Annotated in this window: 18 protein-coding genes; 4 read left to right on the top strand and 14 right to left on the bottom strand. The window is 65.1% G+C overall.

Features of this window, described 5'->3' with window-relative positions; all coding sequences use genetic code 11:
• Positions 1 to 34 precede the first annotated feature (34 nt).
• The 5 genes from metK to mihF all read right to left on the bottom strand — a co-directional run bounded on the left by metK (position 35) and on the right by mihF (position 3,898).
• On the bottom strand, positions 35 to 1,249 hold the full coding sequence (gene metK / locus FGL95_RS00775; protein WP_169584273.1) for a methionine adenosyltransferase: 1,215 nt from the start codon (positions 1,247 to 1,249) through the stop codon (positions 35 to 37).
• Positions 1,250 to 1,305: 56 nt separating this feature from the next.
• Positions 1,306 to 2,544, bottom strand: a complete 1,239-nt coding sequence (coaBC, locus tag FGL95_RS00780) for a bifunctional phosphopantothenoylcysteine decarboxylase/phosphopantothenate--cysteine ligase CoaBC (RefSeq protein ID WP_169584274.1) — start codon at positions 2,542 to 2,544, stop codon at positions 1,306 to 1,308.
• 136 nt (positions 2,545 to 2,680) lie between these two features.
• The gene (gene rpoZ, locus FGL95_RS00785) at positions 2,681 to 2,950 is read right to left on the bottom strand and encodes a DNA-directed RNA polymerase subunit omega (protein ID WP_420838017.1); all 270 of its coding nucleotides are present in this window, start codon (positions 2,948 to 2,950) and stop codon (positions 2,681 to 2,683) included.
• Positions 2,951 to 2,976: 26 nt separating this feature from the next.
• A complete protein-coding gene (gene gmk, locus FGL95_RS00790) occupies positions 2,977 to 3,591 on the bottom strand; it encodes a guanylate kinase (protein WP_169585175.1) in 615 nt (204 codons plus the stop codon).
• Complete coding sequence (gene mihF, locus FGL95_RS00795) at positions 3,581 to 3,898, bottom strand: integration host factor, actinobacterial type (RefSeq protein WP_169584276.1); 318 nt, start codon at positions 3,896 to 3,898, stop codon at positions 3,581 to 3,583. Before mihF ends, gmk begins: the two co-directional genes overlap by 11 nt.
• 278 nt (positions 3,899 to 4,176) lie before the next feature.
• On the opposite strand from mihF, the gene FGL95_RS00800 reads away from it, so the two are divergent.
• A complete protein-coding gene (locus FGL95_RS00800) occupies positions 4,177 to 5,055 on the top strand; it encodes a TIGR03564 family F420-dependent LLM class oxidoreductase (protein WP_169584277.1) in 879 nt (292 codons plus the stop codon).
• Here FGL95_RS00800 and pyrF read toward each other — a convergent pair.
• The 7 genes from pyrF to pyrR form a co-directional block, all read right to left on the bottom strand.
• A complete protein-coding gene (gene pyrF, locus FGL95_RS00805) occupies positions 5,052 to 5,882 on the bottom strand; it encodes an orotidine-5'-phosphate decarboxylase (protein WP_169584278.1) in 831 nt (276 codons plus the stop codon). The two genes, FGL95_RS00800 and pyrF, sit on opposite strands and share 4 nt — an antisense overlap.
• Complete coding sequence (carB, locus tag FGL95_RS00810; protein ID WP_169584279.1) at positions 5,879 to 9,193, bottom strand: carbamoyl-phosphate synthase large subunit; 3,315 nt, start codon at positions 9,191 to 9,193, stop codon at positions 5,879 to 5,881. The genes pyrF and carB overlap by 4 nt, the downstream gene beginning before the upstream one ends.
• Positions 9,193 to 10,311: a glutamine-hydrolyzing carbamoyl-phosphate synthase small subunit gene (carA, locus tag FGL95_RS00815; RefSeq protein WP_169584280.1), complete on the bottom strand. Its 1,119-nt coding sequence runs from the start codon at positions 10,309 to 10,311 to the stop codon at positions 9,193 to 9,195. Before carA ends, carB begins: the two co-directional genes overlap by 1 nt.
• Positions 10,308 to 10,838: a PH-like domain-containing protein gene (locus tag FGL95_RS00820; protein ID WP_169584281.1), complete on the bottom strand. Its 531-nt coding sequence runs from the start codon at positions 10,836 to 10,838 to the stop codon at positions 10,308 to 10,310. Before FGL95_RS00820 ends, carA begins: the two co-directional genes overlap by 4 nt.
• Position 10,839: 1 nt before the next feature.
• Positions 10,840 to 12,135, bottom strand: a complete 1,296-nt coding sequence (locus tag FGL95_RS00825) for a dihydroorotase (protein WP_169584282.1) — start codon at positions 12,133 to 12,135, stop codon at positions 10,840 to 10,842.
• Positions 12,136 to 12,196: 61 nt separating this feature from the next.
• The gene (locus FGL95_RS00830; RefSeq protein ID WP_169584283.1) at positions 12,197 to 13,138 is read right to left on the bottom strand and encodes an aspartate carbamoyltransferase catalytic subunit; all 942 of its coding nucleotides are present in this window, start codon (positions 13,136 to 13,138) and stop codon (positions 12,197 to 12,199) included.
• Positions 13,135 to 13,803: a bifunctional pyr operon transcriptional regulator/uracil phosphoribosyltransferase PyrR gene (gene pyrR, locus FGL95_RS00835; protein WP_169584284.1), complete on the bottom strand. Its 669-nt coding sequence runs from the start codon at positions 13,801 to 13,803 to the stop codon at positions 13,135 to 13,137. The genes FGL95_RS00830 and pyrR overlap by 4 nt, the downstream gene beginning before the upstream one ends.
• A gap of 164 nt (positions 13,804 to 13,967) precedes the next feature.
• Between pyrR and FGL95_RS00840 the strand changes: the two genes are divergently transcribed.
• Genes FGL95_RS00840 through FGL95_RS00850 form a run of 3 tightly spaced genes read left to right on the top strand, consistent with a single transcriptional unit; the run spans position 13,968 to position 17,067 of the window.
• Entirely contained in the window at positions 13,968 to 14,501 is a 534-nt protein-coding gene (locus FGL95_RS00840; protein WP_169584285.1) for a hypothetical protein, read from the top strand.
• A gap of 20 nt (positions 14,502 to 14,521) precedes the next feature.
• A complete protein-coding gene (locus FGL95_RS00845) occupies positions 14,522 to 15,991 on the top strand; it encodes a flotillin family protein (RefSeq protein WP_169584286.1) in 1,470 nt (489 codons plus the stop codon).
• On the top strand, positions 15,988 to 17,067 hold the full coding sequence (locus FGL95_RS00850) for a serpin family protein (protein ID WP_169584287.1): 1,080 nt from the start codon (positions 15,988 to 15,990) through the stop codon (positions 17,065 to 17,067). The genes FGL95_RS00845 and FGL95_RS00850 overlap by 4 nt, the downstream gene beginning before the upstream one ends.
• A gap of 126 nt (positions 17,068 to 17,193) precedes the next feature.
• On the opposite strand, the gene nusB is transcribed toward FGL95_RS00850, so the two are convergent.
• Both nusB and efp read right to left on the bottom strand, forming a co-directional pair.
• Positions 17,194 to 17,682 carry a transcription antitermination factor NusB gene (gene nusB, locus FGL95_RS00855; protein WP_169584288.1) on the bottom strand — a complete coding sequence of 163 codons (489 nt, stop codon included), beginning with the start codon at positions 17,680 to 17,682 and terminating at the stop codon, positions 17,194 to 17,196.
• Positions 17,683 to 18,246 carry an elongation factor P gene (gene efp, locus FGL95_RS00860; protein ID WP_169584289.1) on the bottom strand — a complete coding sequence of 188 codons (564 nt, stop codon included), beginning with the start codon at positions 18,244 to 18,246 and terminating at the stop codon, positions 17,683 to 17,685.
• Positions 18,247 to 18,257 lie beyond the last annotated feature (11 nt).

Here is an 18,257-nt window from a genome sequence, read left to right on the forward strand (position 1 = left end):
TTCAGTGTGACCGACTAAATGTGACATTCATGCGTCAAAGGCCGGCGGCGGCACGCAGCTTGTCGGCGCGGTCCGTGTGCTCCCACGGCAAGTCGATGTCGGTCCGGCCGAAGTGGCCGTATGCCGCGGTCGGTGCGTAGATCGGGCGCAGCAGGTCGAGGTCGCGGATGATGGCGCCCGGACGCAAGTCGAAGACCTCGCTGATCGCGGCCTGGATCTTCGCCGGATCGATCGCCTCGGTGCCGAACGTCTCGACGAACAGGCCGACAGGCGCTGCCTTGCCGATCGCGTACGCAACCTGGACCTCGATGCGACGCGCGAGACCGGCAGCCACTGCGTTCTTCGCAACCCAGCGCATCGCATAGGCAGCTGAGCGGTCCACCTTCGACGGATCCTTGCCCGAGAACGCGCCGCCACCGTGGCGCGCCATACCGCCGTACGTGTCAACGATGATCTTTCGACCCGTCAAGCCGGCGTCACCCATCGGACCGCCGAGGACGAAACGACCTGTCGGGTTGACGAGCAGCCGCACGTCGGACGTGTCGAGCGAAGGCAGCTCGAGGTCGGCGAGCACCGAGCCCAATACCTTTTCGCGAATGTCGGGCGTCAGCAGGTTGTCGAGGTCGATATCGGCCGCGTGCTGCGTCGAGACGACGACCGTATCGAGGCGAATCGCGTTGTCGCCGTCGTATTCGATGGTGACCTGAGTCTTGCCGTCCGGGCGCAGGTACGGCAGCACGCCCGACTTGCGGACCTCGGTCAGCCGGCGGGCCAGGCGATGAGCCAGTGCGATCGGCAGCGGCATCAGTTCTGGGGTTTCGATCGTGGCGTACCCGAACATCAGGCCCTGGTCGCCAGCGCCTTGACGCTCGATCTCGTCGTCGAGGACGCCGTCGACTCGTGCTTCGTGCGAATGATCGACGCCCTGAGCGATTTCCGGTGACTGCGCACCGATTGCCACGTTCACACCGCACGAATTGCCGTCGAAACCCTTGGCAGACGAGTCGTAGCCGATTTCGAGAACCTTTTCGCGGACGATCCTGGGGATGTCGACGTAGGCGGTCGTCGTGACTTCGCCTGCAACGTGCACCTGACCGGTCGTGACCAGAGTCTCGACAGCAACGCGGCTCCGGGGATCCTCGGCAAGGAGCGCGTCGAGAACGGAATCGCTGATCGCGTCACAGATCTTGTCCGGGTGCCCTTCGGTCACGGACTCACTGGTGAATAGGCGACGACCGTACTTGCTCACAGATCTCCCTCTCGTCTGGTACAGGTGTCCTCATATCAGCGTAAGCGCCGATGCGTTCAAGCGTTCGGTGGGCGGTCCAGCAACCGTGCCAACGCGTCCAGCACGCGGCTCGCCATCAACGATTTCGAGCCGTGGTCCAGAGCGATTTCCTGGCCGTCAGCGGTGAGCAGCCACCCATCGTTGTTGTCGACTTCGAAAGCTTTTCCCTCGCCGACCGGATTGACGACCAGCAGGTCGCAACCCTTGCGGACCAGCTTCGCACGAGCATGGGTGAGAACGTCACCATTAGCATCACCCGTTTCTGCGGCAAATCCGACGATCGCCGTGGTCGGCGGAAGCGCACCATCGCGACGCGCTTCGACCAGTCCGGCCAGGATGTCTTCGTTGCGGGTGAGCGGAATGACGTCGGGCTCGTCTGCGCCCTTCTTGATCTTGGCCGTCGCGACCGTCGTCGGTCGAAAATCGGCGACCGCGGCAGACATGATGACCGCTTCGGCGTTGACCGCGTGCTTGTCGACGGCCTCGCGCATCTGTTCGGCAGTCTGCACGTGCACCATCTCGACGGCGGCGGGCGCATCCAGGCCCGCGGTATTGCCGGAAATCAAGGTGACAGTGGCGCCGCGTTGCACGGCAAGGCGTGCGATCGCGTAGCCCTGTTTGCCTGAGCTTCGGTTTCCGAGAAAGCGCACCGGATCCAGCGGCTCACGCGTGCCGCCTGCGGACACGACGACCCGACGGCCTTCGAGGTCACGCGGCAGCGCGTCGGCGCGTTCCAGCAGCAGGGAGGCCAGGGCGAACAGTTCGCCCGGCTCAGGCAGTCGCCCCGATCCAGTGTCTTTGCCGGTCAGCCGACCGACTGCGGGCTCGACGACGACGGTGCCGCGCGCACGAAGGGCCGCGACATTGGCAACGGTCGCGGGGTGTTCCCACATTTCGGTGTGCATCGCAGGCGCGAACATCACGGGGCACCGTGCTGTCAGCAAGGTCGCGGTCAACAGATCGTCGGCTCGTCCGTGGACGGCTCGCGCGATCAGATCGGCGGTCGCAGGCGCAATCACGACGAGGTCGGCCTGTTGGCCGATGCGGACGTGCGGAACCTGCGGAACATCTTCGAACACGCCGGTATGCACGGGATTACCCGACAGCGCCTCGAACGTGGCGCGCCCGATGAACTCCAGCGCCGAGCGGGTCGGGATCACGGTCACGTGATGCCCGGCCTCGGTGAAGTCGCGGATCAGCGAACACGATTTGTACGCAGCGATCCCTCCGCCGACACCGACCACTACCTGAGCCATGGAACCTGCTTCGTTTGCGGGCCGGCACGCTCTGGACTGAGGAGCGCGAGGGAGCGCAGCGACTGAGTGCGACGAGGGAAGACCGTGCCTACATGGCCCGCAAACCCGCCGAGCGGAGCGAGGCCATTAGACACAGTTATTCGCCTTCGGTGTGCTCGAGCAGATCGGCGTGAATCTCGCGCAGCGCGATCGAGAGCGGCTTCTCCTGCAAGCCCGGCTCGACGAGCGGGCCGACGTATTCGAGGATGCCGTCACCGAGCTGGTTGTAGTAATCGTTGATCTGGCGAGCACGCTTTGCCGCGTAGATCACAAGCGCATACTTCGACGACGTGCGCGCGAGCAGCTCGTCGATCGGCGGATTCGTGATGCCGAGCGGGGTGTCGTAGGCAGGCAGAACCGCGTTGATTTCGGAATCTGCTGCTAGGGGGCTACTCACTCGGAAACTCCTGGGGTCGTCAGCTCATCGGACCGTAATGACGGTCCAACCAACAAGGATACCAACTCGTCGCACGCATGCTGGACATCGGCGTTGACGATCACCTTGTCGAACTCACCGGTGGCCGCCAATTCGATGCGCGCCGTTTCGAGTCGCCGCGCGATGACGGCCTCGGATTCGGTGCCGCGCGACGTCAGCCGAGCCACCAATTCGTCCCAGCTCGGCGGCGCGAGAAACACGCGGATCGCTTCAGGCATGGATTCGTGGACGGCCCGGGCACCGGCGAGGTCGACTTCGACCAGCACCGGTTGTCCCTTTTCGAGGGCATGCCGGACCGGCACCGCAGGGGTGCCGGATCGGTGCAAACCCCCATGAATGTCTGCCCATTCGAGCAGCTCACCTGCGGTGATCATGCGGTCGAACTCGGCATGACTCACGAAGTGGTAGTCCTCGCCGTCCACCTCGCCCGGTCTGGGCGAGCGTGTGGTCGCCGAAACGCTGAACAGCAGGTTGCTCAGCTTCGCACGGACGCAACGGACGACAGTCGTCTTCCCGACCGCAGAGGGGCCGACCAAGACGATGAGTCGACCCCGTTGCGCGTCAGTCGAAATCGAACCTGGCGAGCAGCGCCTTGCGCTGACGATCGCCGAGTCCACGCAGCCGACGAGTCGGAGCGATCTCCAGCTCGGTCATGATTTCCTGCGCCTTGACTTTGCCAACCTTCGGCAAAGCTTCCAGCAGGGCGGAGACTTTCATCTTGCCGAGAATCTCGTCCTTTTCTGCGTCGGTGAGCACCTGCTTCAGGTCGGTGCCACCGCGCTTCAGGCGCTCCTTGAGCTCAGCCCTGGCGCGACGAGCGGCAGCCGCCTTCTCCAAAGCAGCGGCGCGCTGCTCAGCAGTCAACTGGGGAAGGGCCACGGTTCCTCCGTCTCATCGTTTTGCAATTTGTTTGCGCCGGCGAAGTCGAGTGATTTCGCCAGCAGCCTTTGCGACCGTACCCACGCTGATCATCGATTGCGAACCCACCCCCCTGGTCAGGCCACATTTCCGGTGTGTTGGACCGGCGCGTCGCTGGCCGCATCCGCCAGGATTTCATACCGAAAGTCGGTTTTGCACCCGATTCCCCAAATCGGCGCAGCAAGAGAAATCCCAGGTGGGAGCCCCGTATCCGGCAACGTTCTGACAGGATTCGAGGCATGAAAATCGGCGTTTTTACGCAGGAAGCGACTGTCGACAAAATTGTCGAGCGTGTTCGCGACGCTCACGACCGCGGGTTTGCCCGGGCGTGGTTGCCGCAGATTTTCCAGCTCGACGCACTGACAGCGATCGCGGTCGCCGCCCGTGAGGTCCCCGAGATCGGCTTGGGGACCGCTGTGGTTCCCACTTACCCTCGGCACCCGTTTGCGCTCGCTCAGCAGGCGCTCACGACCCAGCAAACCGCCGGCGGGCGCCTGAGCCTGGGCATCGGCCTCTCGCACCGCGTGGTCATCGAGGGAATGCTCGGCATGAAGTGGGGCGAAGTTCGCCACCTCCGCGAATACCTGGCGATCCTCATGCCGCTTCTGCACGGCGAGAAGGCGGACTTCGCGGGCGACACTCTCACCGGCCGCCTGGAGCTCGACATCGCCGCAGACCCCGTCCCGGTACTCGTGGCCGCGCTGGGTCCGAAACTGCTCGATCTCGCGGGCCGGACCACCGACGGCACCGTGACCTGGATGACCGGTCTCGACACTTTGTCGAGCTACGTCGTGCCGTCCATCCGCGCCGGTGCGACCGCGGCTGGGCGGCCGGACCCACAGGTCGTCGCCTCGCTCCCCGTTGCGGTCACCGACGACGAGGAGACCGCGCGCAAAGTCGCGGCGAAGGCGTTCTCGGTATACAACCATTTGCCGTCGTACCGCGCGATGCTCGACCGCGAAGGCGCTGGCGGGCCGGCCGACGTCGCGATCGTGGGCGACGAGGCGACGGTAAAGGCTCGGATCGCCGAGTTCGCCGACGCAGGCGTCACGGAGTTCGTCGTCGTCCCCTATTTCGAACGCGAACGAACCCTCGACCTGGCTGCGACCCTGGTCTAGCTATTCAGGAAGGCGAAGCTCTCCTGGGACTTCGTCAACGCTGCCCGCAGCGCAGACACCGACGGACCTTCGCGCAGGACCTCGCGTGACACGCTCGGCAACACGCCGTGCAATGCGTCACCGACCAGGCGACGCACATCGTCCGGTCCGCCGCCTTGGGCGCCGATCCCCGGCATCAGGATCGGACCGTTCAGCTTCGTCAAGTCGGGCGCACTGACGAGCGTGGACCCCACGACGACGCCGACCGAACCCAAGTGGTCCGAGCCTGCGTTGCGCGCCGCGACCTCGTCGACGATCGTTTGACTCACGGTCCGACCGTCGGGGTTGATCGCGTTCTGCACTTGCGGGCCTTCTGGATTCGACGTGGCCGCAAGAACGAAGACTCCGTGGTGATTGTCCTGGGCAAGCTGCAGGGCCGGCTCCAGCGACCCGAAGCCCAGGTACGGCGACACGGTGACGGCGTCCGAGCACAGTGGCGATTCGTCGTGGAGCCAGGTGCGTGCGTACGCGGCCATCGTTGTACCGATGTCGCCGCGTTTGGCGTCTGCGAGCACGAGGGTCCCGGACGCCCGGAGCACGCTGACAGTGCGCTCCAGGACTGCGATCCCGGCCGAGCCGAACGATTCGAAGAACGCAACCTGCGGCTTCACGATGGCCACGAGACCATCGAACGCTTCGACGCAGATCTCCGCGAATTGTTCGAGCCCTTCGGGAGTTTCGGGCAACTCCCACGCGGCGAGCAGCTCGCGGTGCGGATCGATTCCCACACACACCGGACCGTGGTGGGCAACCGCTGCCGAGAGCCTCGCGCCGAACGACTTCGTCACGACTGTGGCCGCAACGCCGCGTGCCGTTCCTGCAGTGACCGCACGCCTATGTCGCCCCGGATACTCGCCTCGATCCCCTGGACCGCGGCTGCCGCGCCCTGCACGGTCGTGATGCAGGGGATGTTCACCATGACGGCGGCACTGCGGATCTCGTAGCCGTCGACGCGGGGACCGGAGTTTCCGAACGGTGTGTTGAACACCATGTCGACCTCGCCGTCCTTGATCTGGTCGACGATGTTGGGCTCACCGTCCGGTAGCGGATCGGACACCTTGCGAACAACTTCGCAGGGAATGCCGTTTCGTCGTAACATTTCCGCCGTACCCTCGGTTGCGAGGATACGAAATCCCAAGTCCGCCAATCGTTTCACGGGAAACACCATCGACCGCTTGTCCCGGTTCGCGATGGATACGAAGATCGTTCCTTCGGTCGGGAGCGACCCGTACGCGGCAGCCTGCGACTTGGCGAAAGCGCGACCGAAATCGGAGTCGATACCCATCACTTCGCCGGTGGATTTCATCTCCGGGCTGAGCAGCGAATCGACGTTGCTGCCGTCGGCACGCCGGAACCTGTTGAACGGCAGCACCGCTTCCTTGACCGCCACCGGCGAATCCGTCGGGGAATGGCCGCCGTCGCCCTCCGCGGGGAGCATCCCACTCGCCCGTAGTTCGGCGATGGTGGCGCCCAGCATGATTCGCGCTGCCGCCTTCGCCAGCGGAACCGCCGTCGCCTTGGAGACGAACGGCACGGTCCGACTCGCGCGCGGATTGGCTTCGAGGACGTAGAGCACGTCGTCCTTCAACGCGTACTGCACGTTCATCAGCCCCTTGACGCCGATGCCCTTCGCCAGCGCCTCCGTCGAGCGCCGGACTGCATCGATATCGCTGCGCCCCAACGTGATCGGCGGCAATGCGCACGCCGAGTCGCCGGAGTGGATACCGGCTTCCTCGATGTGCTCCATCACGCCACCGAGGTAGACCTCGACGCCGTCGCAGAGCGCGTCGACGTCGATCTCGATCGCATCCTCCAGGAAGCGGTCCACCAAAACCGGGTGCTCAGGGGTGATCTCGGTCGCGCGAGAGATGTAATCCTCCAGCGACGGCTCGTCGTACACGATCTCCATCCCGCGCCCACCGAGCACGTAGGACGGCCGTACGAGCACCGGATAGCCGATCTCCGCGGCGATCTTCTTGGCTTGCGGGAAGGTCGTGGCCGTGCCGAACTTCGGCGCAGGCAGGCCTGCGGCGGTCAGCACGTCGCCGAACTCACCGCGGTCCTCGGCCAGATCGATTGCGGCCGGACTTGTTCCGACGATCGGCACGCCGGCGTCTTCCAGCCGCTGCGCCAACCCGAGCGGCGTCTGGCCGCCCAGTTGGACGATGACGCCGACGACGGTCCCAGACTGGGATTCGGCGTTGTAAACCTCGAGGACGTCCTCGAACGTCAGCGGCTCGAAGTAGAGACGGTCCGCGGTGTCGTAGTCGGTGGAGACGGTCTCGGGGTTGCAGTTGACCATGACGGTCTCGTAGCCGGCTTGTGAAAGCGTTTGCGCGGCATGCACACACGAGTAGTCGAACTCGATGCCCTGCCCGATCCGGTTCGGCCCGGATCCCAAGATGATGACCTTGCCCCGCTCGGTCTGCGGCGCGACCTCGGACTCTGCATCGGGATCGAGCTCGTAAGTCGAATAGTGATACGGCGTCTTGGCCTCGAACTCGGCTGCACACGTGTCGACAGTTTTGTAGACGGGCCGAACGCCGAGCCGGTGACGGAGGGTCCGTACGCCGCCCTCCCCCGCGAGTTCGGGGCGCAACATGGCGATCTGCCGATCCGACAGTCCTGCGTGCTTGCACTGCCGCAGCAACAGCGCGTCGAGCACCGGCGCGTCGAGCAGTTGCTGCCGCAGCTGGACCAGCCCGTTGACCTCTTCGACGAACCACGGGTCGATGCCGGATGCCTTCGCCACGTCTTCGACGGAGGCACCGAATCGGAGCGCACGCTCGACCTGGTAAATCCGGCCTTCGGTCGGCGTCCGAAGATCCTCGAGAATCTGTTCGGGATCGGTCCACTTGCCGTCGTCGAGTGTCCAGAAGCCGGTCGCCTTCGTCTCCAGCGACCGGAGCACCTTGCCGAGCGCCTCTGCGAAGTTGCGGCCCAAGCTCATCGCCTCGCCGACCGACTTCATCGTGGTCGTCAGGGTCGGGTCAGCGCCGGGAAACTTCTCGAACGCGAACCGCGGTGCTTTGACGACGATGTAGTCCAAGGTCGGCTCGAAACACGCCGGCGTTTCCTTGGTGATGTCGTTGACGATCTCGTCCAATGTGTAGCCCACCGCGAGCTTGGCGGCGATCTTGGCGATCGGGAAGCCCGTCGCCTTCGATGCCAACGCCGAAGACCGCGATACGCGCGGGTTCATCTCGATCACGATCAACCGGCCGTCGCTCGGGTCGATCGCGAACTGGATGTTGCAGCCGCCGGTGTCGACGCCGACCTCACGCAAGATGTCGATGCCGAGGTCGCGCATCTTCTGGTACTCGCGGTCGGTCAGGGTGAGCGCGGGCGCCACCGTCACCGAGTCGCCGGTATGGACGCCCATCGGGTCGACGTTCTCGATCGAGCAGACGATCACCACGTTGTCGCGGCGGTCGCGCATCAGCTCGAGCTCGAATTCCTTCCACCCGAGGATCGACTCCTCGATCAACACGTTCGCCGACGGCGACGCCGCCAAGCCGCCACCCGCGATGCGGTCCAGGTCCTCGTCGTTGTACGCCATGCCGGAACCGAGCCCACCCATGGTGAAGCTGGGCCGGACGACGACAGGGAAGCCGAGTTCGGCGACCGTCTCGTGCACTTCGGCCATCGTGTAGCAAACCCGCGACTTCGCCGATTCGCCACCGACTTTCGCGACGATGTCCTTGAACTTCTGCCGGTCCTCACCGCGCTGGATGGCCTCGAAGTCCGCACCGATCAGCTCGACGTTGTACTTGGCGAGAATGCCGCGCTCATGCAGTGCGACAGCGGTGTTCAGTGCGGTCTGGCCGCCAAGCGTCGCGAGAATCGCATCCGGGCGCTCGATTTCGATGACCTTCTCGACGAACTCCCACGTGATCGGCTCGACGTAGGTGGAATCGGCGAACTCCGGGTCCGTCATGATCGTCGCCGGGTTCGAGTTCACCAACGACACCCGCAGGCCTTCGTCCCGCAGGACGCGACACGCCTGGGTGCCCGAATAGTCGAACTCACACGCCTGGCCGATCACGATCGGACCTGAGCCGATCACCAAGATGTGGTGGAGATCTGTGCGCTTCGGCATCAGTTATTGCCGCCCATCGTGTTGACAAAACGGTCGAAAAGATACGCCGCATCATGCGGTCCTGCCGCGGCCTCTGGGTGGTACTGGACCGAGAAGGCGCGACCGTCGAGCAACCGAACCCCTTCGACCACACCGTCGTTCGCGCAGGTGTGGCTCACGACCGCCCGGCCGAACGGAGTGTCGAACTCCTCCCCGGCCTCACCTTCCAGCGCGAAGCCGTGGTTCTGCGCGGTGATCGAAATCCGGCCGGTCTCGAGTTCGACGACTGGAATGTTGATTCCGCGATGACCGAACTTCATCTTGTACGTGTTGCGGCCCAGCGCCCGACCCAGAATCTGGTTGCCGAAGCAGATGCCGAACAACGGCAGTCCGCGTTCGAGCACTGCCTGCGTCAACGCGACCGCTCCTCCGGCAGTAGCCGGGTCACCAGGCCCGTTCGACAGGAACACCCCATCCGGCTTCAGCGCCAGGATCTGGTCGATCGTGGTGTTCGCCGAGACGACGTGCACCCGAACCCCTCGCTGCGCAAACATGCGCGGCGTGTTCGTCTTGATGCCGAGGTCGACAGCGGCGACCGTGTACCGCACATCACCGACCGGCTCGATCGTGTACGACTTCGTCGTGCTGACCTCGCTGGCGAGGTCCGCACCGAGCATCGAAGGCTGCGCTTGCACGCGCTCGAGTGCATTCTCGATCGAGGTGAACGCGTCGCCGGAGAAGATTCCCGCGCGCATCGACCCGCGAGTGCGCAAGTGCCGCACCACCGCTCGGGTGTCGATTCCCGCAATCCCGACGACGTTCTGCCGGACCAACTCGTCCTGCAGCGATCCGGTGGCTCGCCAATTCGACGTCCGCCGCGAAGGGTCACGGACCGCATATCCCGCGACCCAGATTCGCGCGCCCTCGTCGTCTTCGTCGTTCCACCCGGTGTTGCCAATTTGTGGCGCGGTCGCGACGACGATCTGGCGGTGGTAGCTGGGATCGGTCAGCGTTTCCTGGTAGCCGGTCATCGCCGTACAGAAGACAGCTTCGCCGAGCGTTTCACCTACCGCTCCGAAGCTGGATCCCGGAAAGGCGCGGCCGTCTTCGAGCACCAGCACCGCGGGTGTCGGGGTCATTCGAGTTCTCCGTTCAGCACGAAAGGGTCGTGCGACCGTTCTTCCGTCGCAACCGGTTGGGTCCACGTCGAGTACACAGATTTGTCGTTGGCGCGGAACCCGGTGTCGATCTCGGTACCGGTCGGCAGCAGCCAGCGGATGACCAGCAGTCCGTCCGCCGTCATCACCTTGCCTGCCAACCCGCGTTGAGTTCGGATGTTGCGAATAGACACATTCGGGATCCAGATCGCGCTCGCTCCGGTGCGTTCGAGCAGGATTCCCCGCTCGAACCGCGTCAGTTCGGCGCTGGCGCGGAAGCCGAGATCGCCCACCGCAATACGGTCCTGCCACGTCTCCGTCGTCGTCGAACCGACGTAGAGGCCGGCGGTCGGTTCGACGACTTGCGCGCCGAAATCATTGGGCACCGCAGGCAGCTCACCGATGGCGGGAGCTTGCCGACGCCCGCGCCGCTGCCAGCCGCGGTACATCAGCCACACGAGAAGCACCCAGACCGCGACGACTATGAGTACCCACAACGCTCTTTCCATGTCAGCCCCTCTTTGTCACTTGGCCACCGAGCGCGGTTACGCGGCCGCGCAAAAACGTCGCGGTCACCCGCCCTTGCATCGTCATCGATTCGTACGGCGTGTTCTTCGACAAACTCGCCAACTCCGGGCCCCGGACCGTCCAGCTCGCATCCGGGTCGACGAGCACCAGGTTCGCCGGTTCGCCCACGTCGATCGGACGTCCGTGATCGTCGAGCCCAACGATTTCCGCGGGCCGTTCGCTCATGACTCGGGCAACCCCGCGCCAGTCGAGCAGCCCAGGACGCACCATCGTTTCCACAACGATCGACAGCGCAGTCTCCAGTCCGAGCATGCCGGGACGCGCGACGGAGAATTCGCAGCACTTCTCCTGTTCGGCATGCGGGGCGTGGTCGGTGGCGACACAGTCGATCGTGCCGTCCGCCAAGCCTTTTCGCAGTGCTGCAACATCGGAGGCTTCGCGCAGCGGCGGGTTCACCTTGTTGACCGCGTCGTAGGTCTCCAGCCGCGAGTCGTCCAGCAGCAGATGGTGCGGAGTGACCTCGGCGGTGATCGAAATGTTCTGCGCCTTCGCCCATTCGATCAGGGCGACCGTGCCCGCCGTCGAAGCGTGGCAGATGTGCACTCGCGTATTCGCGTCTCGGGCGAGGAGTGCGTCCCGCGCGACGATGGACTCTTCGGCGGCACGCGGCCAGCCGGCAAGTCCGAGCCGCGCCGCCGTGGCACCTTCGTGCGCCACTGCACCTTCGGTCAAGCGTGGTTCCTCCGCATGCTGGGCGATCAGCACACCCAGCGAACTCGCGTACTCCAGTGCGCGCCGCATCAGCAGCGGATCGTGCACGCATTTGCCGTCGTCGGAGAACATCCGCACTCCGGCGGTTCCTGCCGCCATCGTGCCCATTTCGGCCAATTGCTTGCCTTCGAGCCCAACCGTCACCGCGCCCACCGGGTGCACATCGACCAGCCCGACCTCCTGGCCACGGCGAAACACATGGTCGGTGATGACGACGGAGTCGGCGACCGGGTTGGTGTTCGCCATCGCGAACACGGCTGTGTACCCGCCGAGAGCGGCAGCGGCCGAGCCGGACTCGATCGTCTCTGTGTCTTCACGGCCCGGTTCGCGCAGGTGGGTGTGCAGGTCGACGAAGCCGGGCAGCAATACCTGACCGCTCGCATCGATGACCTGGGCACCGTCGTCGGCCAGGCCCGTGCCGATTTCGAGAATCTCACCGTCGCCGAGCCTGATGTCGACAGGCTCACCCTCGCCGTAGGGGCGTGCTCCCTTGATGAGGACGGTCATGCGGCTACCTCGCTGCGCTCGGGCGCCGCATTCGTGCTGATTGTTCGCTCGCTGCGCTCGCTCATGCAACCGCCTCGTCCGTGCCGACCAGCAGCCGAAACAGCACTGCCATCCGCATGTGCACTCCGTTCGTCACCTGTTGCAGTACAGCGGTTTTCGATGAATCGGCGACCGAGTGCGCGATTTCCATGCCGCGCAGCATCGGTCCGGGGTGCAGCACGGTCGCGTGGTCGGCCAGCATGCCGAGCCGCTTCTCCGACAGTCCGTAGGCCACCGAATACTCACGCGCCGACGGGAAGAAGCCACCGTTCATGCGTTCGGCCTGCACGCGCAGCAGCAGCACGGCATCGGCACCCGGCAACTCGGCGTCGATCGAGTGCGACACGGTCACCGGCCAGGTCTCCACACCGAACGGCAACAGCGTGCGCGGCGCGACCAGCACCACTTCGGCGCCGAGCTTCGCCAGCAGCAACGCGTTGGAGCGCGCGACGCGGCTGTGGAGAATGTCGCCGACGATCACGATGCGCTTCTCCTCGATGCCGCCGAGGCGCTGGCGGATCGTCAGCGCATCCAGCAACGCCTGGGTCGGGTGCTCGTGGGTACCGTCGCCGGCGTTGATGACGGCAGGTCCGTCGCCTTGGTTGCTCGTCCACGCTGCGATCTGATGAGCCGCGCCCGAGGCAGGATGGCGAACGATCAGCGCGTCGGCGCCGGCAGCGCGCAACGTCATCGCCGTGTCGCGGAGCGATTCGCCCTTCGACACCGACGAACTGCTGGCACTCACGTTGATGACGTCGGCGCTCATCCATTTGCCTGCGACCTCGAACGACACTCGCGTCCGCGTCGAGTTCTCGTAGAACACGGTCATCACGGTGCGACCACGCAACGTCGGGAGCTTCTTGACTTCACGACCCAGCAGCGCCTGCTCGAACCGCTCTGCGTCGTCCAACAACGACGTCGCGCTCTCTCGGGTGAGATCGGCGACGGTAAGCAGGTGCTTCATTCGACGCCACTGGATTCGACGCCACTGCTTTTCGCGGCGGCAGCGTGGAGCAGGACGGCGTCGCGTCCATCGTGCTCGACGAGCAGCACCGATACGTCTTCTGCTCGGGAGGTCGGGACGTTCTTTCCGACATAGTCGGCGCGCAGCGGGAGTTCGCGGTGACCACGATCGACCAGGACCGCCAGCTGCACCGACCTTGCCCGACCGAGATCGCGCAGCGCATCGAGCGCCGAGCGGACCGTGCGGCCCGAGAAGAGAACGTCGTCCACCAGCACAACCAACGCATCTTCGATCCCGCCGTCGGGGACGGAGGTCCGTTCCAGCGGTCGATGCGGTTTGGTCCGTAAGTCGTCGCGGTAGAGGGTGATGTCGAGTGAGCCGACTGCGGGCCTGATCCCGGCGAACTCTTCGATCTTGTCGGCCAGCCGATGCGCGAGAGTCGTACCGCGCGTGGGGATTCCGATCAGCACGACCCGCGGGGCCGCCACGTCGTCGGCATCCAGGGCGGTCTTCTCGATGATTTGGTGCGCGATTCTGGCGATAGTTCGAGCAACGTCCGCCGACGACAGCAACTCTCGTGCCGAAGCGGCCCATTCAGGACTGTGTCGTGTCGAAGAATCGACAGCGCCAGCGTGCTCGGAGACCCGTTTGTCGGGCATGCGCATACCTCCGACCTCCTTCTCCGCCTCTCTGGACGGATCGTTAAAGGATGTCTTATCGGCAGCTAGCCTAGCAGCGCGGGGCCTCGGGGAAAGAATTCTCGCGGCGCAATCGGTCGACCGTCGATATTCTTGCGGTGAGCACGCAAATTACGGACAAAGGGGGGCCGATGACCGCGATCTACGTCGTGTGCTTCACCATCGGCGTCGTTGCGCTGGTCGGAAGCGCCGTGCTCGGCGAATTCGGTGGTGCCGACCATCACGGTGGCGTCGGCGGACACACCGGCGACGGCGTGCCCATTCTGAGCCTGACCACGATCGCCACCGGAATCTTCGGCTTCGGCGCAGGTGGCTGGGGCACGGACCTGCTAGGTCTCGACGAACCTGGTCCGGTGATCGCGGGTGCGGTGACGGCAGTCGCGTTGATGTTGATCTTCCGTGGGCTCCTGCTCCCCTACTTGCTTCGCCAGCAAGCGAATTCGCACTTCAGCCGTCGATCGTTCGTCGGTCTGCTCGGTCGCGTGGAACTGGCGATTCCGCTGGACGGCTGGGGCGAGATCGTGTTCACCGACCCAGGCGGCAGCAGAGTGCGCGCCAAAGCGAAAAGCGCCGAACCTGTTGCGCTTCCGGCCGCCAGCCAGATCTACATCACAGACGTCGACGACGAGTTCGTGCACGTGATCGCCGTACCCGAGCTCGATTAAGAAGCAAGGAGCACAACGACATGCTGGTGACCATCATCGTGGCCGCCCTAGCTGCGCTTATCGTGTTCATCGCGCTGCCACTGATCTACGTCAAGAACTACATCAAGGTGCCGCCGAACGAAGTCGCGGTGTTCACCGGCCGTGGCACCCCCAAGGTGGTCCGAGGTGGGGCCAGATTCCGGATTCCCGGCATCGAACGCGTCGACAAAATGTCGCTCGAACCGTTCAACGTCAACATCAACCTGCAGAATGCGTTGTCGAACAACGGGGTCCCGGTCAGTGTCGAGGCCGTCGGGCTGGTCCGGATCGGGTCCAACGACGAGGCAGTGCAGACCGCGGTCCAGCGCTTCTTGACCGCTGACCTGCACGAACTACAACGCCAGATCAACGAGATCCTGTCCGGCAGCCTGCGCGGCATCACCGCACAGATGACCGTCGAAGACCTCAACTCCAACCGCGACACCCTCGCGCGCAGCGTCGTCGAGGAGGCGGGCAGCGACCTCGCACGCATCGGCATGGAGGTCGACGTCCTCAAGATCGCGGGGATCTCCGACAAGAACGGCTACCTCGAGTCGCTCGGTGAGCGCCGAATCGCCGAGGTCAGACGCGACGCCATCGTCGGTACCGCCGAAGCGGAACGCGACGCACAAATTCAATCCGCCAAGGCTCGGCAGGCTGGTTCGGTCGCCCAGGCAGTCGCCGATACAGCGATCGCCACGGCAAATCAGCAACGAGACGTCGAGCTGGCGCGGCTGCGTGCGCGGACCGAAGCCGAGAACGCAGAGGCCGACCAGGCCGGACCGCTCGCCCAGGCCACCGCCGAGAAGGCAGTCGGCATCGCCCGCGAGCAATCCGAGGCGGCACGCGTCGAGGCCCGCACGATCGTGGAGCAGAAGCGAGCCCAGCAGGCACAGGCCGCGCTGCAAGCCGACGTCATCGCACCGGCCGAAGCAGAACGTCAAGCCGCGATCGCACGAGCCGAAGGCGAGCGGCGCGCCTCGATTCTGCGCGCCGAGGCCGCCGCCGAGACCTCACGGCAGACCGGCGCCGCCGAAGCCGACGCCCGCAAGTTCGCCGCCGAAGCGCTCCGCGCCGAGCGTCAAGCCGAGGCCGACGGTCTGCGTGCGCGACTCGAAGCCGAAGCAGCCGGTAAGAAGCAGGTCGCCGAAGCGCTCAACGCATTCGGCGCTCAGGCAGCGCGATTGCAGACGCTGCCCGATATCTTGCGCACCTTGGTCGAGGCAACCACCGCTGCGGCTGCGCCGGTCGGCAATATCGACCGAATCTCGATCGTCGGCGGCTCGGACGGCGCATCCGGATCGATCGGATCGATCCTCGGAGTCTCCCCGCAGGTGATCGCGAGTGTCATTGCGACGCTGGAGAACTCGGGCGTCGACATCACCGGGATTCTGAACAGCCTTGGCCGAAACGACACCGAGCCCGATCTCGTCGCAGTCCCGGATCCGGTGGCGGAGGAACCGACCGCGTGAACATCGCCCCGGCGATCGACGCGGCCAACGGTCTGACGGGCCGTTGGTGCGCGGCAGCCGGAGACGACGATTTCGTCCTGTCCGGCGCGGGGCTCTGGCCGTTGCTCGCCCTTCTCGCCTCCGCGGCAGCTGGGCCGACTCGGGACGAACTCGCGGCAGCCGCGGGGACGGATTCGCAACGCGACGCTCTCGAGGTGCTGGGGGCTCTGCACAGTGCTGATGCGGCCTCTGCCGCGTTGGGTCTGTGGGTCCGAGACGGGGTGCCGCTCAACGACGCATGGGTCCGGGGTCTGCCCGCTGGCACGGTCGCGCGGTTGAGCGGTCAGGCGGCGTTGGATGCCTGGGCTTCGAAGCACACCATAGGCCTGATCGAACGGTTTCCGCTTACCGTCAGACCTGAGGACGTCTTGATTCTCGCGACCGCCCTCGCGGCAAAGACGTTGTGGCGGCACAAGTTCAACCCGAGTGGGTCGATGCTCTATCGAACATCAGCCGACCTCGGCATCGCCGGAATCGTCGACGGCGTCACTCGGGTGATCGTGGAAGGTCGCGACGACGTCGATGTGCACCTCGTCGTGGGCGACGGCGGTCCGGGTGCCGTGATTGCCGCCGGCTTGGCTGCTTTGTCGGGCTCGACCGTGCTGCCGGCGAGCGAACTGCCCGTTGGCGCTACCGCGCCGGGTCTCGTCGTAGCTGAAGAGCGTGCCGGCTCATCGGACGATCAGCTACGGCTTGCCGTGCCGCCCTTCGACATTCACAGCTCCCACGATTTGCTGCAGCACGCCGAGCTGTTCGGTCTACGGTCGGCAACAAGTTCCTCGGCACAGTTTCCAGGCCTCAGCCCGGACGACCTCGTGCTATCCAGCGGCACACAAGCGGTGCTCGCCACATTCTCTGCCGAAGGCTTCGAAGCCGCGGCGGTCACGGCGTTCGGCTTCGCCCGCGCGAGCGCGCCGCTACTGCGCCACCGGGCCCGAGTTGTGCGGATAACCCTCGACCGACCCTTCGGCTTCATCGCCGTCCACCGCCCCAGCGGTCTCGCCATCGTCGCTGGGTGGGTGGCTAAACCGGCGTAAACCTCATCGAGCGTGCACTTATTCAGGACAAATCGGCCGAAACAGGCTGAACAACTGCACTCTCGGCGGACGGCCGCCTCGAGCGCATAGAAATGGTGGCAGATCGGGCCGAATTTGCCACCAAAACTATGCGCTCGGGGGCTGAAGCTGGGCAGCCGCGGCGGCGCGGACCTGCGGGGCGACGACCACGACCTGGCCGAGGACGCCGTTGATGAAGCCTGGCGAATCGTCGGTGGACAGTTGCTTCGCCAACTCGACCGCCTCGTCGACCACGACGACAGGCGGGACGTCAGGGGCGTAGAACAATTCCCAGACCGCGATGCGGAGGATGGCGCGGTCGACTGCTGGTAGGCGGTCGAGGGTCCATTCCTGCAGGTAGGAAGCAACCGTTTCGTCGACGCGGTCGAGATTCTCGGCCACGCCGCGCACGATCTCGATCGTGTAGGCATGCACGGGCGCGACCTGGTCGTCGGCAATCGCCAACTCCGACCGCTCCGCTGCGAGGTCTACGGGATCGAGGTCGCGCGCTTCGGCCTCGAAGAGCAGGTCGACGGCCCGGCGACGGGCTTTGTGCCGGGCGCCAAGCTTTTTGGGCGCTGGCCTGTCGGAAGACACTTAGCTGTTCACACGCCCGAGGTAGTTGCCGTCACGCGAATCGATCTTCAGCTTGTCGCCCGTGTTGATGAACAGCGGGACGTTCACTTCGGCACCGGTTTCGAGCGTGGCCGGCTTCGTCCCGCCGGTGGACCGGTCGCCCTGCAGGCCCGGATCGGTGTGCTGCACGACGAGCTCGACTGTGACGGGAAGTTCGACGAAAAGCGGTGCGCCTTCGTGTGTCGCGACCTGCACGCTCATGTTCTCGAGCAGGAAGCGCGCGCCGTCGCCGATCGTCTCCGCGGTGATGGAGATCTGGTCGTAGGTGTCGCCGTCCATGAATATGTAGTCGCTACCGTCGTGGTACAGGTAGGTCATGTCGCGACGGTCGACGGTGGCGGTTTCGACCTTGACGCCCGCGTTGAACGTCTTGTCGACGACCTTGCCGGACAGCACGTTCTTCAGTTTCGTCCGCACGAACGCGGGACCCTTGCCCGGCTTGACGTGCTGGAACTCGATGATCGTCCACAGCTGGTTGTCGATCTGCAGCACAAGGCCGTTCTTGAAATCACTTGTCGAAGCCACTCGCGTCTCTC

The organism is Antrihabitans stalactiti (assembly GCF_012932915.1).
Lineage (GTDB): Bacteria > Actinomycetota > Actinomycetes > Mycobacteriales > Mycobacteriaceae > Antrihabitans > Antrihabitans stalactiti.